This is a genomic window from Polynucleobacter sp. IMCC30063 (assembly GCF_021395235.1).
In the GTDB taxonomy this organism is placed as follows: domain Bacteria; phylum Pseudomonadota; class Gammaproteobacteria; order Burkholderiales; family Burkholderiaceae; genus Polynucleobacter.
This window is the reverse complement of the sequence record NZ_JAJVCQ010000003.1, coordinates 15165-31444: the sequence shown is the minus strand read 5'-3', so window position 1 is coordinate 31444 and position 16280 is coordinate 15165. Positions and strand designations below refer to the sequence as shown.

The following is a 16280-nucleotide window of genomic DNA, read 5'->3' as shown; positions in this document are numbered from 1 at the left end:
GCTAGATGAGAAATTTTTCGACGCTTAAATAATGAATTAAGGGGCCAAGTTTGCCAACTTCACAACCGTTACCCACTTTGCTGCTTCCTCGCGCACAAAACGCTCATATTCTTGTGGCGTTGCGGTCTCGGGTTCAGCACCCAACTCACGCAAACGTTTTTGCATTTCCGGATTTTTAATTACTGCAGTAATTTCAAGATTTAATTTATTAATAATAGCTATCGGCATTTCTGCAGGGCCAAAAATACCAAACCACGCGCTTACTTGATAATCGGCTAAACCACTTTCTCGCATGGTTGGCACTTGGGGCAATAAAGATGTGCGCGCTTTACTGGTTACTGCCAGAGCCTTCACTTTTCCTGCTTGAATCATCGGTTGCGCAGTGGCGATTAAATCAAACATGATTGGCACATGACCGCCAATAACATCATTTAATGCTGGCGCACTTCCTTTATAAGGTACATGCACTAAATTAATTTGTGCAGCTGAAGCTAGCATAACGCCCGCTAAATGATTTGACGTGCCTGGGCCCGCAGATGCGTAACTGACTTTCTCAGGATTTGCCTTAGCATAGGCAATTAATTCACCCACATTATTACGAGGAAAAGTGGGGTTGGCTACCAAAACAAATGGGATGGCGGCCACAGGTGCAATCGCGACAAAATCTTTGATTGGGTCATAGCCAACCTTAGTCATCGCAGGATTAATCGCATTCGAGCTAACGGTGCCTAATAGCAAGGTATAGCCATCGGGGGCCGCACTCGAAACTGCCTTTGCACCAATTGCTGTACCCGCTCCCGCGCGATTTTCAATCAAAATAGTCTGTCCCAAGCGTTCGCCCAATTTTGGCGCTAGTGCTCTCGCCAAAATATCAGCTGAACCGCCAGGGGGATAGGGCACGACTAAGGTAATCGGTTTCTGCGGGTAAGTTTGTTGGGCTAATGCAGGGAGGCTAAATAAAGCTACTGTCAGCACTAGTAATTTAGAAAAACTGTTCAATTCCTTAATCTCCCTTAATAACAATATTTTTCTTAACTTGATAACTGACCTAAGCCGTCTAGCTCTGGAATAGCAGGAATCTCAACTCCGTAAGGGGCGACGTCAGCGCGAATGCGGTCTAAAGCATTGCGGATCACTTCTACTTCCTCATCGGGATGCGTAGCACCCAAACCATATTCAGATGCAAGCGCCCTGTTACGCCCTGCACGCTTACGCTCATCCTCCGGCAAGTTCACCACTGAATACACACCATTAAGCAAGCTGCCACGTAATTTTTTGGAGAACTTTTCCCCAATCAGGCGCTTTTCATCAGCACTTAAAGTTTCAAAAAAACGCCGCATAATGATTCGACCAAACTGAATATGGCGAGCTTCATCACGCAAAATTAATTTACAGGCCATGCGGATCGATTCAAAGCGAGCATTTTCATATCGTGCTTGCAACAATTCACCTGATAATTGTTCAAATAAGGTATTGACTGCTAAGCCCGCAAAAAAACTCATCGCCTTTTCATCACGTTCATCATGAAAACGGGGAATGACCAATTTAAAGTAATCAGCTCGTGGCTCGTCGTGATATCCGCCTAAATTTTTGGCAATTAATACCGAGGCTTCATGGTGGCGTAACTCTTCAGCAATAAAATTGACAATATGCTGCTTAATTTCAAACGGCTGGTGATCAAAAATAGCTTCGCGAAGGCGTTCTGTTCCATAAGCGATGGCGCCATGCTCCATCCACGAGCGCAAGCTCCACCACTCGCCCCCAGCCTCTCTTACCTCTTGGGGTAAATCGGCATCACGAATATCAGCAAAATCAATGTGATCAGGATTCCACGTTAAATCGCGCGCTTGCTGGCAAAGGTGCCAGACTTCATCATATTGAACTTGAAAACGAATTGGATAAGGATTAGGTACTGTGATTACTTCTTCTAACATAGAGGCTTGCATGTCAATTCTCTCTTTAAAATAAGTTAAGTAGAAATCCAATATTGCAAACTACTATATTTAGGCGCATCAAATAACAAAGAAACATCGGCCTCAGCTGGCAAAGTAATTAGGTAAGCAATGACGCAGGCTGCAGCGACACATAATAATCCAACCAGTAATGTCCAATTGCGGAAATTTGCACGCATGCTTAGCCTTTTTAAATTCACTTTATTATTTATCTCTATTTTTCACAAATATTATAAGATACTCTTAGTGAATTATGAAAATATGGCAGCAGTGGGATAGGCACGACTTAGAGCGAAGTTATTTTTTCTGCAAAGGGGTGCAGAATTCTTAAGAATTTTTTATTTTTTGTGAAATAACTTAATAATGGCTGAAAAATCGAGCTTGCCGTGGCCTTGTAAGCTAAAGGTCTGATAAATTTGCTGTGCCAGCCCACCCATAGGTATAGGTTGCTTCGCTAATTTAGCGGCTTCGGTAGCCAGCCCAAGATCTTTTAACATTAAATCTGTGCCAAAGCCACCTGTATAGCCACGTGCTGATGGCACGTTTTCGAGTACTCCAGGGAACGGATTATAAGTATCAGAACTCCAGCAACGACCACTCGAAGTATTGATAATTCCCGCTAATACTTTAGGATCCATACCTAAAGACACTCCTAACGACATTGCCTCAGCAGTACCAATCATGGAAATACCTAGCAGCATATTATTAGCTACCTTGGCCACCTGGCCGTTACCGCTACCGCCGCAGTAAACAATATTTTTTCCTAATACCGCAAAAATTTCCTTGAACCTGATAAATTCTTTTTCATCACCACCAACCATAATTGTTAAGGTCGCAGCCTCAGCTCCCGCTGTTCCACCAGATACCGGGGCATCCAACATGGGGTTGCCTTGTTTAGACGCTACTAAAGCAACCTCTCTCGCAGTTTGTGGATCAATTGTGGATGAATCAATGAGGGCGATATTAGGAGAAATATGAGCCAATAAGCCCTCTTCACCTAGATATACTGCTTTCACATGATGGGCAGCAGGAAGCATGGTGATAATCAAATCTACATTAGACTTGGCTACGGCCTTAACAGAACTCAATGCAGTTATTTTTTCAGGAAAGCGACTAGTCAGCTGCTGAACTGCCTCAGCTACCAAATCATGAACAACTAAAACATGGCCAGCTTTTAATAAATTACCAGCCATGGGTAAACCCATATTACCTATACCAATGAACCCAATTTTCATAAGCGCCCTATAACACTTTATTTCAAGCTAATGGTGGTGTTAACTCCAGCCGAGACCGAGCTGTCATCAAACCAACGCGCTGTAACAGTCTTAGTTTGAGTCCAAAAGAAAACAGCCTGCTTACCATTTGGCCCTAAGTCTCCTAACTTTGAAGCGCGTGATCCGGTAAAACTAAAATAAGCTACTGGCACTGGTATAGGGACATTGATACCGACCTGACCAACATCAATTTCATTCTGAAATTTTCGCGCTGACCATCCGCTTGAAGTAAATATAGATGTGCCATTACCATTAGGATTGTTATTAATAAAAGTGATTGCCTCATCTAAAGTGTCGACACAAGCAATATCTAACACTGGAGCAAAAATTTCCTGATCGTAAATATCCATCCCTGGCTTAACATCACTAAAAATGGTTGGGCCAATAAAGTTCCCTTCCTCGTATCCAGGAACCTTACATTGCCTGCCATCCAAAAGTAATTTCGCGCCCTGAGCTACCCCCGAATCAATTAATGCTAGCGCACGCATTTTGGCATGCTTATTAACCAATGGACCCAAGTCAATGTCTTTCCCATCACCAGGACCAACCTTCAATGCTGCTGATTTTTGAACAATTTCAGCTAGCCAATTTTTTGCTTCGCCAACTAAAATCGTTACTGAATTTGCCATACATCGTTGTCCTGCTGCACCAAATGCCGAGCCTAATAAATTATTAATTGCTTGACCCTTATTGGCATCGGGCATGATCACGCAATGGTTTTTTGCACCCATCATTGATTGCACTCGCTTACCTGCTTCAGATCCACGCCGGTAAATATGGGTGCCAACTTTAGTAGAGCCAATAAATGAGATCGCCTTAATATCGGGGTGATCACAAATCATGTTGGCCACTTCTGCCCCACCATGCACCACATTTAGCACCCCCGGCGGCAGACCAGCTTGATGGGCTAATTCCACTAATAACAAACTAGAGCTGGGGTCTTGCTCTGACGGCTTAAGAATAAATGTATTGCCAGTGGCAATTGCCATGGGAAACATAAAACAGGGCAACATTACCGGAAAATTAAACGCCGTAATGCCAGCCCCAACCCCAAGGGGCTGCATCAAGGTGTAGACCTCAACCCCCGTGGCTGCATTTTCAGCCATCTCTCCAAGCTGTAAGGAAGTAATTGAGCATGCATGCTCGACTACCTCTAACCCACGATTAATTTCTCCCTCGGCATCGGGCAACGTTTTACCATGCTCTCGAGTAATTAATTCAGCTAATGGCGCCATGTTCTCGCGAATTAATTGTTGAAATTTCAACATAATTCGCATGCGCACAGATAAGGAAGAATTTCGCCAAGTTTTAAAAGCGTTTTTTGCTGAGAGTACGGCTAAATCGAGTTCTTGCTGAGTAGCAAAAGGCACCCTTCCAACGATCTCTTGATTAGCGGGATTAATAACTTCCCGCCACTCAGTTGACTTTGATGGGTATGGCTTGCCATCAATAAAGTGATGAATTTGAGGAATCGATTTCGGCAAAGTGTCGCGCTTTCTATTGTAGGAAAAGGGGGTTAAGCGTAATTAATTTTTAACCAAATCGCATTTAGACTCTGCAAGAGGTTTAAATGCAATTTGGGCGGGGATGGTACTAACTAAATTATAGTAATCCCATGGACCCTTGGATTCACTTGGCTTTTTCACCTGGAATAAATACATATCATGAATAACCCGACCGTCTGGACGAATCGAAGCATTACGCATTATTGGATCTTTAATTGGCATCTCGCGCATGGTTTTTGAGACTACTTTCCAGTCATCTGTTTTCGCGGCAGCCACTGCTTTCAAATAATGTAATACGCTCGAGTAGACCCCGGCCTGAACCATGGTGGGCTTAAAGCCTTTATGCAACTTTTCAAAACGTGTTGAAAAGGCTCGAGTTTGATCATCAAAATTCCAATAAAAACCATCTGAAAATAATAGGCCTTGAGCTGTATTTAAGCCCATTGCATGTACGTCGGTCAAGAAAAGTAGCAAGGCAGCTAATTCCTGATTACTATTACTACCACCAATTCCAAATTCTTTAGATGCTTTAATTGCATTCACGGTATCTGCTGCGCCATTTGCCAACCCAATTACATTAGCCTTAGAGGCTTGGGCCTGTAAAAGTGCAGAAGAAAAATCCACATTATTTAATGGGTGGCGAGTACTACCAACGACTGTGCCACCATTTGCCCTCACCACATCACCTGCGTCTTTTTCTAAAGAGTGACCAAATGCGTAGTCAACAGTTACAAAAAACCAAGACTTGCCACCTTTGCGAGTAATAGCGCTTGCTGCACCAGATGCTGACGAATACGTATCGAACATCCAGTGAAATCCATTCGGGGCACAATCTTCATTAGTTAGTCGAGTAGTTGCTGGCCCGCTATATAAAGCAATGCCGCCCTTCTCTTTAATTAATTTTTGCACTGCTAATGCCCCAGAAGAGTTAGTTAAATCAGCAAATACATCTACCTTGTCGCGATCCATCCACTCACGGGCTTTATTGGCGACGATATCGGCTTTATTTTGATGATCGGCAGAAATTAATTCAATTTTCATGCCCTTACATTCGGACTTAAGGCAATCATCAATAGCCATTTGCGCAGCAATCACCGATCCAGAGCCGCCCATCCCAGAATAAGGCCCAGACATATCGGTCAAGATCCCCACCTTTACTACTCCATCACTAATTTGCGCGTATGCAGTCGAGGCGGCAAAGCCAAGAGACATTGTAAGAAACAGCTTTTTCATTGAAAACATGGAATCTCCTTATTTTTTATATGAATGATTTTTATTGTTTTTCAGTTTAAACATGCATTTTTACAAAATAAATACATTAAAATGCATAGTTGTTTTGCAAAATTGCATATTTATGAATACAAGTCAGATTAATTGGGATAACTTGAGAATTTTCCTTACAGTAGCGCGCTTCCAGTCTGCGCTAGAAGCCGCGAACCATCTCAATATCGATCAATCGACAATTAGTAGACGCTTAAAAAAGCTGGAAGCTGAAATAGGTTCAAAACTGTTTACCAGATCTGCTCAAGGGCATACCCTTAACTCCACAGGTCATCGACTCTATGAGTACGCAGAGCAAATTGAAAGCACGATGGCAACTTTAGAAAGCGAATTGGGTGGAGATAGCCAAATATTAACTGGGCAAGTGCGACTGGGCACTACGGAGGGCTTTGGTAGCTTTTTTATCGCTCAACATTTAGCCTTATTTTGTGACAAACACCAAGCCATTAATGTTGATCTGATAACGCTACCTCGATTTATCAATTTATCAAAACATGAGGCCGATATCGCAATTAGTATTGAGCGCCCTTCTTCAGGTCCCTATGTCAGTTGCAAACTAGCAGACTATCGCCTACAACTATATGCAACGCAAGAATACCTCAATGAGCATCCAAAAATTAAAACTATTCAAGATCTTAATCAGCATCGTTTAATCGGTTATGTAGATGAGTTTTCATTTAGTCCTGAATTACGCTACCTAGAACAGTTAGCTTCAAATACGGCAGTTCCTCTAAAAAGTACCAGCATCATTGCTCAGTATTCTGCAACTTTAAAGGGGAAAATGCTGGGTATTTTGCCCTGCTTTATGGGCAGCACATCTCCTCACCTAATACCTGTTCTTCGCGAAGAAGCAAGTATCATTCGCTCATTTTGGTTAATTACTCCAAATGAAAAAAGGGAGGTCTCACGGGTCATGGTGCTATGGGATTACCTGCGAGAAGTCGCTGATATTAACAGCGAATACTTAATGGGAAATTCCAATGCAATAAATTGGGTTAACACAGACAGCCCCCATTAGATCTCAACTTAGGCCAGCCTTTATAACAAGTCTCAACTCATTTAATAAGATCAGCGATAACTTATTGCCAAGGATCAAAAATTTTTACCCCAGCCATTTTAAAATCCTCTACATTGCGCGTCACCACAGTCATGCTATGAACTAATGCAGTTGCGGCAATTAAGCCATCTCTTAATGGCTTTGGATTTGGTACGTGTAAATGCGCACTACGTAAAACGATGGCCATATCAATTTCTAATATGCGCCCTTCAAATGCAGGGAAAACTTGATGATCAAGCCAAGCTCTTAGAACAGCGCCTTGTTTTGGGTCTCGTCGCTCTAGTAATAAAACGCCAATCTCCAGTTCTTCAACTGTGATAACAGAAAGATATAGTTCTCGAGCATCTACATCATCAGCCCATTTCGCTACATTTTTGTTGGCACTTCCAAAACGAATCTTACGAATTTCAGAAATTACATTTGTATCGATTAAATACATTAGAAAAATTCAGCTGGTTTAGCGATATCCCGACTACCTGAAGGCAAAAAATCAATATTTTCAGCCCCAACTAGTGCTAATAAATCGGCAATTTTGGCTTCTTTCCCGCATATATTTTTATACGCTTCATAAGTTAATAAAACATGAGCAGGCCGTCCTCGATCAGTAATAAATACTGGGCCAGATTGGCTGGCTTTTTTTACTCCGCTAGCATCTTGGTTAAATTGACGGCTAGAGACGGTAGTAATGGTCATGGTAGCTCCTAAAATCAGGTAATGTAGATATGTTACTACAATTATATCCTTATTGAAACCTACTCCTACAAGATCTTTTGTTTAAATCGGGCCATGCCACTATTTAGCTAACAGATCATCTAGATCAGAATTGGATGCACAGCAAGATACCTGCCTTCTTAATAATTGCTAACTTGCTTGCTAATTCCATCAAAATAAACTACTTGCGTTTCGCTTGCTTTGCCACCCGCCTGATAAACATCATAAATACCAAAACGAAGGATGTTAGATGCTAATGCAGATGGAAGTGTAGAGCGGGAAGTTTCATTAACCAATAAAGTCCCATTTACGAATGCCTTAAAATATCCATCACCGCTAGCAGTTGATTTAATTTCATAGCGAATATTAATCCACTGATTCATCGGGCTGCTAGAAACCGTGTAACTATTTAGTCGAGTAAAGCTACCATCTAAGTCTGAATAGGTTTGAATAATTAAAGCGCCGCTTTTATTCATTTGAAGCGCTGCAAGACTCCCATAGGAAACCAATGTCCCGTCTAGTAAATTATAAATATAATTTATTTGGGTAAGGTCCACATTTAAGGTTTGTGAGGTGTAAAGATTTGACTGAGTTGGAATAAAGATATTCGTATTAAGCGTAATAATTTGACCCTGCGTTGCTGAGTAGTTTGTCTCCTGAAGCTCCCACCTACTTCGATTATTTGTGCAATCGTTAAAGGTTGAGTTTGCCCCACAATCACCAGGTCTTAACTCAAAACGAGCCGATTGAGTACCGTCTATTACGGGTTGGTTATCCGACTTATTAACAATCAAGCATCCCCAAGAAGTAACTCCGCTGGTATTGGGATTGATAAACTTCATATTTCCAAAAACATCTGTATTGGTTACGTTAATACATGTAGTTCCTGGTGGAGTAGCTAAACTAATAGTAGATGCTGGAGTTGTTGAGCTAGATGAGGAACTAGAGGCATCACTGCCGCCTCCGCCCCCGCATGCATAAAGTAATACAGCAATTAGCGTAATGAATGGGTATATAGAATACTTTTTCATATAAACCTTTATAAAATTTAGAATTGTTTAGCAATATTACCCCCCCCCGCTTGTTTTTTGGCAAATTTAGAAGTGGCGATGTTGTTATAAACCGACTTTTCTATGGTCAGGAAACTTCACAAAAGGTTAGCCCTTGAGCAAATTACTACGTATTGGCTGGCGTAGTGAAGTGGCCGATTAAGGTGGGTGGGTATCTGGATTATGGCAAACCGCTAAGGGTAGCTTATGATTTTGCTATGTGTACCAACTTCACGCCGACCCAAAATAGCATTTGGACTAAAGAACACTTTGATGTGGACTTGCCTTCCCACTATCCTATTGAAACTTACCCTAGCTACCCTGCTCCAATCGTATTACGTAATGACAAGACTCAAATCGCCTGTGGATTAGCTCGCTTTGGGCTTATTCCGCATTGGGCTAAAGATGAGACCTTTGGTAGACATACATATAACGCCAGAGCTGAAACCGTTGCTGAGAAACCTAGTTACCGCACACCATGGCGAAAACGGCAATACTGCTTAGTCTTGGTCGATAACTTCTTTGAGCCTTCCTATGCCAGTGGCAAAGCTGTGCGCTGGGAAATAAAGGCCGCTAATACTGAACCAATGGGCATTGCCTCAATTTGGGATACGTGGACAGATAAGGAGTCAGGTGAACTGGTGGTCTCATTTAGCATGCTCACTATTAATGCAGATCAGCACTTGGTGATGCAGCAATTCCATAAGGTAGGCGAAGAAAAAAGAACGCCTGTAGTGCTTCGCCCTGAATTCTTCCAAGAATGGCTTAACGCCACGACAGAAACCGCCAATAGTCTGATGACAGTCGATGTCATGCCAGAGCTAGTTGCACTGGAGCATCCGAAGGGGTTGTAAGCCACCCTCAAGTCTGGAAAGTTCACTAAGGGGGTCCCCCCCTTGAGCAAAATACTATGTAAAGGCTAGCGCACTGAAGTGGTCGATTAAGGCAAATAAATATAGCCCAATTTAGGGCTATATTTATTTGGCGGAAGCGGTGAGATTCGAACTCACGGAGGACTTTCATCCTCGCCAGTTTTCAAGACTGGTGCATTCAACCGCTCTGCCACGCTTCCTTTGCTTGGGATTATAAGGAACTTAAGCAAATAAGCCTAAAAGTGGGGGGATGAGTTGGCTCATAAAATCAGGTAAACTAGTCAGATAACTAGTCATTTGGAGTTTTTTATATGAAAAGTAATTGGGCTGTACAGGATGCTAAAGCCAGATTTAGCGAATTTTTAAATGCCTGCCTAAGTGATGGTCCCCAAGTCGTTACCAAACGCGGGCTTAAAGCCGCTGTGCTTATTACCATCCAAGAATGGGATGCTTTAAGGGAATCGGCTCACCCCGCCCTTAAAGACTTACTGCTTTCTGATCAGGATAGAACTGAATTACCTTTACCTAAGCGTGGTCAGTTGCAACGCCGTAAGTTAACTCAAATTTAAAGAATGTACTTACTTGATACCAATATTATTTCTGAGCTGAGAAAAGTAAAGCCGCATGGAGGTGTACTTACATGGTTAAAAACAATTAGCGATACAGATTTATATATCTCAGCAGTATCTATCGGTGAAATACAAGCAGGAATAGAAATAACTCGCGAGCAGGATGCGCTTAAAGCAAAGAACTTAAGTGTCTGGCTAAATAAATTAATGAATCTTTACAACATATTGCCAATGGATGCGCGGGCATTTCGAATTTGGGCTACATTAATGCACCGAGAATCTAATACGGTCAATGAAGATGCCATGATTGCATCAACTGCACTAAGTAAAGAACTTACGGTAGTTACTAGTAACGTAAAAGACTTTAAACGCTTTAAAGTTCCAATTTTCAATCCATTTGATTCGAAAATAAACCCGAAAACTTAATCAACTCACCCCGCGATCAAACCCTCAAGATAACGCGCGATCGCCAGAGATGATGTCAGCCCTGGGGACTCAAAACCATATAGGTTATAGAGCCCAGGCAAACCATGTTGCCGGGGCCCATCAAAAATAAAGTCGCCGGCAGTCGAATTAGGGGGCACAATTTTTGCCCGAATTCCTGAATAATCTGGCTGTAAAGCCCCGTCTTTTAGCCCCGGCCAATAACGCCGGATGGCTGCATAAAAGCTATCGCCTCGTTGCTGATCAACCGCATAGTTAATTTTATTCTCTTCAGTAATATCAAGCCACTCCACATCGGGGCCAAATTTAGCTTGTCCAGCTAAATCTAAGGTCAGATGCACACCTAAACCACCAGGCTCAGGAATGGGATAAATCAAATGTTTGAATGGTGAACGCCCCGCCAGAGAAAAATAATTCCCTTTAGCAAAATACGCCCGCGGAATTTTTTCTATTGATAAGCCGTCAATTTTGCTGGCAACTTGTGGCGCACTAAGGCCTGCACAATTAATTAATAAACGGGTTTGTAGTTTCATGGCGTCATTACCGCCAACAGCCAATTCAAAACCATCATTGACGACATGTGCACTAAGCAAAGGTGATTGATAGGCAATCATCCCTCCCGCATCTTCAAAACCACCCAGTAGCGACAGCATGAAACCATGACTATCAACGATACCTGTTGAGGTCGATAACATCGCTGCGGTGCACTTAAGATCAGGTTCTAAATTGAATGCTTCTGTACTTGATAGCAAACGTACATCGGGCACACCATTATTTTTGGCTTTATACAAAATATTTTGCAGATCATGTATTTGCTCACCATCGGCGGCTACCACTAACTTGCCATATGCTTGAGTTGCTACCTGATGACTACGACAATACTCATATAAAAGTCGATTGCCTTCAACGCAGAGCTTTGCCTTGAGAGAGTCCTTCGGATAATAAATACCAGCATGAATCACTTCGCTATTACGCGCACTGCTAACGGTACCAAAAGCCGATTCGCGTTCTAAAATGATGGTTTCATACCCCTGAAGTGCCATCTCGCGTGCAACGGCTAAGCCGATCACTCCTGCACCGATCACGACACAATCAACCTGCTCCATCTACCTGTTCCAGACATATTGATTAATAAGAATAGGCACAAATCGTAACATTTTCAGTACTTTAAGGGGGATTTAAACCATTTCTCCCGCTACTTATTGATAAAATCTAGAGATGTCCTCAAATCCTGCTTCAGAGAACCCCAATTCCATCTTTCGCGCTGCAGATATAGTCTTAGATAGCGCCTATCAAGGTATCGATGCTAAAGGCTGGCAAGCTCTATTTGCTCAAGCCCGTAAAGCCAATCTGCAACAGTTCATTGCCGATCTATTTGCTGGAAAGCACCTTAATACATCTGAAGATCGTCCTGCACTGCACTCAGCACTGCGCAATTTAGATCAAAAACCAGTATTAGTTGATGGCAAAGATGTCATGCCTGCTGTGGCAAATGTTTGGCAGCGTATTGAAGCGCTATGCAATAAATCGGAGGGTGTAACCGACGTCATTCATATTGGCATTGGTGGCTCTGACTTTGGTCCACGTTTAGCCATTGAAGCACTAGCCCATGTTCCCGGTATTGAAACTCGGGGCATGCGTATGCATTTCTTAGCCAATATCGATACCGCTGAATTAGGCCGCATTTTGCAACGCGCATTACCGCACAGTACGCGCATCATCATTGTGTCTAAATCGTTTACTACTGTAGAGACCACTAAAAATGCCAAAGCCGTTGTACGCTGGCTTAAAGATAGCGGTCTCACTAGCAGTCAAATTAATAATGCCCTATTTGCCGTCACTGCCGCTGTGCCTGCTGCTAAAGCGTTTGGCGTCAAAGAAGAAAATATTTATCCTTTCTGGGACTGGGTTGGCGGGCGTTATTCCGTGTGGTCAGCAGTTGGACTGCCAATTGCCTTGCAATATGGTTTTGAAAGTTTTAAAGCATTTTTAGCGGGTGCGCAGGCAATTGATCAACACTATCAATCTGCGCCTTTAGAAGAAAACTTGCCGGTAATTATGGCGCTGGCTCTACTCTATCAACAAGAGCAACACGATATTAAATCCTTCGCTGTTATTCCCTATGCCGATGCATTAGATGGGTTTCCAAAGTGGTTGCAGCAGCTCGATATGGAAAGCAACGGTAAGCGCGTTGACCGCAATGGTATGCCCGTAAAGTTCTCTTGCCCTGTTGTATTTGGTAGCTCTGGCAGCAATGCCCAGCACTCCTTCTTCCAATTACTTCATCAGGGTACTGAGGTCATCCCAATTGACTTCATAGCCATTCGTGAACCCATGAGTCATTTGCCTGAAGCCAAAGAACATCATCGTATTTTGCTGTCTAATTGTTTAGCGCAAGCCCAAGCCTTAGCCAATGGTAAACAAACCGCTAACCCTAACAATACCTACCCAGGTAAGCGGCCCAGCAACTTACTGATTTTGCCGAAGTTAAATGCTTTTTATCTAGGCGCTCTTTTGGCGCTCTATGAGAATCGTGCCACTACCCTAGGGGCGCTCTGGAATATCAATAGCTTTGATCAGCCTGGCGTAGAGCTCGGTAAGGTCTTGGCTAAACCGATTGAAGCAGCACTCAAAGATTCTGTGTCAGTAGCTGCCGATGCCAATATCGATGCGATTACAGCGCGGCGTATTAATCTTTTCAATAGCTAATGCAACAATCTTTCATTTATAGAACCCAATACAAGAAAAATTAGATGAATAAGCGCAATAAAGATCAATACACAAAAATAGCTATAAATCATTTTTACTTGGATTAAATATGCAACTATCTCCATCCATTTTTAAAGCCTACGATATTCGCGGCATCATCGATCAAACACTCGATGCCTCTGTTGCCAAATCGATTGGACAAGCCTTTGGTAGCCAAATGCGCGAGCTTGGTGAAACTGTCATTGTCATCGGCCGTGATGGTCGCTTATCCGGACCCAACTTAATCGAGGCACTAGCTGAAGGTCTACTTTCAACGGGCATCGATGTCATCGATTTAGGGATGGTTGCCACACCGATGGTCTACTTTGGCGCAAATCAAACGATTGAAGGTCGCAAGCCCCTTTCTGGAATCATGATTACGGGAAGTCATAACCCCCCTAATTACAACGGCTTCAAAATGGTCCTTGGCGGCGCGGCAATTTATGGCGATCAAATTCAAGCAATCCGCCAGCGCATTGAAGCGCAGCAATTTATTCAGGCGCCGCTAGCTGAAATTGGCCAGCGTTCGTATTTCGATATTTTCCCCCTGTATCTAGAGCGCATTGTGAGTGATGTGAAGTTAGCCCGCCCCATGAAAATTGCAGTAGATTGCGGTAATGGGGTTGGTGGTGCATTTGCCGCCACCCTCTTTCGGGCCCTTGGCTGCGAAGTGGAAGAGCTCTTTTGCGAAGTCGATGGACACTTTCCCAATCATCACCCCGATCCAGCCCATATTGAAAATCTGCAAGACCTCATCAAGAATTTAGCTACAACTAATAATGAACTGGGTTTAGCCTTTGATGGTGATGCCGATCGTTTAGGCGTGGTAACAAAAGATGGACAAGTCATTTTCCCCGATCGACAAATGATGCTTTTTGCTAAAGATGTATTAAGCCGTAATCCTGGCAAGCAAATTATTTATGATGTGAAGTGCACGCGTAACTTAGCAACTTGGGTTAAACAACATGGTGGTGAGCCCTTAATGTGGAAAACCGGCCACTCACTAGTAAAAGCCAAGTTAAAAGAAACTGGTGCGCCCCTTGCTGGCGAAATGAGTGGGCATATCTTTTTTAAAGACCGCTGGTTTGGCTTTGATGATGGTTTATATACTGGCGCGCGTTTATTAGAAATTTTGAGCAAAGAAAAAGATCCAAATCAAACCTTGAATAACTTACCCAATGCCATCTGCACCCCTGAATTGCAACTGGAATGCGCAGAAGGCGAGCCCTTTACGATTTTAGAAAAAATTAAGGCGAATGCGAAATTCCCCACTTCACAATCGATTAATACCATTGATGGTGTGCGGGTTGAATATGCTGATGGTTTTGGTTTGGCCAGGCCCTCTAACACCACGCCAATTGTGGTAATGCGCTTTGAGGCCGACAACGAAGCAGCAATTCAACGCATTCAGGCTGAGTTTAAAGTGGCTTTGTTAGCCGCTAAGCCAGATGCAAAATTACCGTTTTAATTAACGCGTAATCTTTTTAATTTCTTTAAGCCGATTTTGCTCATCAACCAAAATTACTTTAGGAATATGTAACTTGGCTTCAGCCTGATCAAGCGGCCCATAGGTACAAATAATCAACTGGTCGCCTACATGGGCTTTGCGAGCGGCAGCACCATTCAGGGCAATAGCACCTGAGCCCCGCTTAGCTTTAATGATGTAGGTTGAGAAACGCTCACCATTATTGATGTTATAGAGCTCGATCTTCTCGTACTCACACATCTCAGCGGCGTCGAGCAAATCCTCATCGATACCGCAAGAGCCTTCGTAATGCAAATCGGCCTCGGTAACCACTACCCGATGCAATTTAGCCAATAACATAATTCGTTTCATACAGCCCTATCTTAACTATCTAAGGCGCTTATTCTAGCGCGAAATATGGGCAAAGCTATTGCACAATCTTCGCTGTTTCCCGTAATTTCTTTACGGTTTCAACTAAATATTGCTGCACCATGGCTTGGCGAAGTTGCGGCTTAGCTTCTTCTAAGGATGGAAATTTAAAGGGCCGTTTATCGTCTAAGCGAATAATCACCCAACCCTCAGAAGTTTGAATGGGGGTAGTAGTAATTGCGCTTTTATTCATTTTGACAACCACGTCGGCAATTGGCTTAATCACTTGACCAGGAAACAACCACCCCAATTGGCCGCCACTACCTTTCGTGGCTTGATCGATCGAGTATGCTTGTGCCATTGTTCCAAAAGGTTCCCCTTTTTGAAAGCGGCGGATTAAATCTTCTGCATCTGCTTTGCTAGGCACAACAATTTGACTTAAGTAATACTGAAACGCAGATGCACTTTCGCCTACCAATTTACGCTGCCGCTCGTATTCAGTTTGCAATTGCGCATCGGTAATGGGGTTAGTGCTGAAATGATTTTCAACTAAGGCTTGAATCAATAAAGTTTGCTTAAGTTGCGTATATTGATCCGGAAAATCAATCAAACGCTCTAAACCTTTTTTAGTGGCTTCATCAGTTAACAATTTGCGGTTAATTAATTCCTGCTTGAGGGCATTTTGTAATTCAGGGCCATCTTTTTGACCCTGACCCATGGCATTGCGAATATTTAAGGCTAACAAGCCAGTCGAAATCGGCTGCCCATTGACGGTCGCAAAAAATTCAGCGTTTGTCTCTGAGACCGTGGTCATTTTCTTGTCTGCAGTTGCGGCAGATCCACTCGCCCCAATAGCTGGGATAGGATTAGGGCTCGTAGTTTGAGCCTGACTAAGACCAGGCAAGCTGAAGCTAATGAGGCCAAGAGCAAATATAGGGATAATTTTTTTCATAGCTTTATTGTATTCGAGTCGTGCTTCTACGC

At 43.0% G+C, this 16280-nt stretch carries 18 protein-coding genes and 1 tRNA gene; 6 read left to right on the top strand and 13 right to left on the bottom strand.

What is annotated here, in order from left to right; translation table 11 throughout:
• Positions 1-36: 36 nt before the first annotated feature.
• The 6 genes from LZG75_RS06705 to LZG75_RS06680 all read right to left on the bottom strand — a co-directional run bounded on the left by LZG75_RS06705 (position 37) and on the right by LZG75_RS06680 (position 5964).
• Entirely contained in the window at positions 37-999 is a 963-nt protein-coding gene (locus LZG75_RS06705; protein WP_233936554.1) for a tripartite tricarboxylate transporter substrate binding protein, read from the bottom strand.
• A gap of 32 nt (positions 1000-1031) precedes the next feature.
• The gene (locus LZG75_RS06700; protein ID WP_233936552.1) at positions 1032-1946 is read right to left on the bottom strand and encodes a hypothetical protein; all 915 of its coding nucleotides are present in this window, start codon (positions 1944-1946) and stop codon (positions 1032-1034) included.
• Between the two features lie 23 nt (positions 1947-1969).
• Complete coding sequence (locus LZG75_RS06695; RefSeq protein ID WP_233925293.1) at positions 1970-2131, bottom strand: hypothetical protein; 162 nt, start codon at positions 2129-2131, stop codon at positions 1970-1972.
• Positions 2132-2290: 159 nt separating this feature from the next.
• Entirely contained in the window at positions 2291-3187 is an 897-nt protein-coding gene (mmsB, locus tag LZG75_RS06690; RefSeq protein WP_233936549.1) for a 3-hydroxyisobutyrate dehydrogenase, read from the bottom strand.
• Between the two features lie 17 nt (positions 3188-3204).
• On the bottom strand, positions 3205-4710 hold the full coding sequence (locus LZG75_RS06685; RefSeq protein WP_233936541.1) for a CoA-acylating methylmalonate-semialdehyde dehydrogenase: 1506 nt from the start codon (positions 4708-4710) through the stop codon (positions 3205-3207).
• A 42-nt stretch (positions 4711-4752) separates the two neighbouring features.
• Positions 4753-5964 (bottom strand): ABC transporter substrate-binding protein, encoded by a 1212-nt coding sequence (locus LZG75_RS06680; protein ID WP_233936539.1) that lies wholly within the window; start codon positions 5962-5964, stop codon positions 4753-4755.
• Positions 5965-6085: 121 nt separating this feature from the next.
• On the opposite strand from LZG75_RS06680, the gene LZG75_RS06675 reads away from it, so the two are divergent.
• Positions 6086-7030, top strand: a complete 945-nt coding sequence (locus LZG75_RS06675; protein ID WP_233936536.1) for a LysR family transcriptional regulator — start codon at positions 6086-6088, stop codon at positions 7028-7030.
• 61 nt (positions 7031-7091) lie between these two features.
• Here LZG75_RS06675 and LZG75_RS06670 read toward each other — a convergent pair whose 3' ends face one another.
• The 3 genes from LZG75_RS06670 to LZG75_RS06660 form a co-directional block, all read right to left on the bottom strand.
• Positions 7092-7508: a type II toxin-antitoxin system VapC family toxin gene (locus LZG75_RS06670; RefSeq protein ID WP_233925309.1), complete on the bottom strand. Its 417-nt coding sequence runs from the start codon at positions 7506-7508 to the stop codon at positions 7092-7094.
• The gene (locus LZG75_RS06665; RefSeq protein ID WP_233925310.1) at positions 7508-7762 is read right to left on the bottom strand and encodes a type II toxin-antitoxin system Phd/YefM family antitoxin; all 255 of its coding nucleotides are present in this window, start codon (positions 7760-7762) and stop codon (positions 7508-7510) included. The genes LZG75_RS06670 and LZG75_RS06665 overlap by 1 nt, the downstream gene beginning before the upstream one ends.
• 158 nt (positions 7763-7920) lie before the next feature.
• A complete protein-coding gene (locus tag LZG75_RS06660) occupies positions 7921-8811 on the bottom strand; it encodes a heparin lyase I family protein (protein WP_233936533.1) in 891 nt (296 codons plus the stop codon).
• A gap of 164 nt (positions 8812-8975) precedes the next feature.
• On the opposite strand from LZG75_RS06660, the gene LZG75_RS06655 reads away from it, so the two are divergent.
• Positions 8976-9683 (top strand): SOS response-associated peptidase family protein, encoded by a 708-nt coding sequence (locus tag LZG75_RS06655; protein WP_233936531.1) that lies wholly within the window; start codon positions 8976-8978, stop codon positions 9681-9683.
• Positions 9684-9811: 128 nt separating this feature from the next.
• On the opposite strand, the gene LZG75_RS06650 is transcribed toward LZG75_RS06655, so the two are convergent.
• Positions 9812-9901 (bottom strand) — tRNA-Ser (locus LZG75_RS06650).
• A gap of 111 nt (positions 9902-10012) precedes the next feature.
• Here LZG75_RS06650 and LZG75_RS06645 point away from each other — a divergent pair.
• Both LZG75_RS06645 and LZG75_RS06640 read left to right on the top strand, forming a co-directional pair.
• Complete coding sequence (locus tag LZG75_RS06645) at positions 10013-10270, top strand: type II toxin-antitoxin system Phd/YefM family antitoxin (protein ID WP_233936527.1); 258 nt, start codon at positions 10013-10015, stop codon at positions 10268-10270.
• A gap of 3 nt (positions 10271-10273) precedes the next feature.
• A complete protein-coding gene (locus LZG75_RS06640) occupies positions 10274-10696 on the top strand; it encodes a type II toxin-antitoxin system VapC family toxin (protein ID WP_233936525.1) in 423 nt (140 codons plus the stop codon).
• Between the two features lie 5 nt (positions 10697-10701).
• On the opposite strand, the gene LZG75_RS06635 is transcribed toward LZG75_RS06640, so the two are convergent.
• Complete coding sequence (locus LZG75_RS06635) at positions 10702-11820, bottom strand: NAD(P)/FAD-dependent oxidoreductase (protein WP_233936523.1); 1119 nt, start codon at positions 11818-11820, stop codon at positions 10702-10704.
• A 112-nt stretch (positions 11821-11932) separates the two neighbouring features.
• Here LZG75_RS06635 and pgi point away from each other — a divergent pair, with 112 nt between their 5' ends.
• Both pgi and LZG75_RS06625 read left to right on the top strand, forming a co-directional pair.
• On the top strand, positions 11933-13423 hold the full coding sequence (pgi, locus tag LZG75_RS06630) for a glucose-6-phosphate isomerase (RefSeq protein ID WP_233936519.1): 1491 nt from the start codon (positions 11933-11935) through the stop codon (positions 13421-13423).
• 109 nt (positions 13424-13532) lie between these two features.
• Positions 13533-14930 carry a phosphomannomutase/phosphoglucomutase gene (locus tag LZG75_RS06625; RefSeq protein WP_233936517.1) on the top strand — a complete coding sequence of 466 codons (1398 nt, stop codon included), beginning with the start codon at positions 13533-13535 and terminating at the stop codon, positions 14928-14930.
• On the opposite strand, the gene panD is transcribed toward LZG75_RS06625, so the two are convergent.
• The gene (gene panD / locus LZG75_RS06620) at positions 14931-15299 is read right to left on the bottom strand and encodes an aspartate 1-decarboxylase (RefSeq protein WP_233936515.1); all 369 of its coding nucleotides are present in this window, start codon (positions 15297-15299) and stop codon (positions 14931-14933) included. It lies immediately after the preceding gene.
• Positions 15300-15354: 55 nt separating this feature from the next.
• Positions 15355-16248 (bottom strand): peptidylprolyl isomerase, encoded by an 894-nt coding sequence (locus tag LZG75_RS06615; protein WP_233924678.1) that lies wholly within the window; start codon positions 16246-16248, stop codon positions 15355-15357.
• Between the last annotated feature and the right edge of the window lie 32 nt (positions 16249-16280).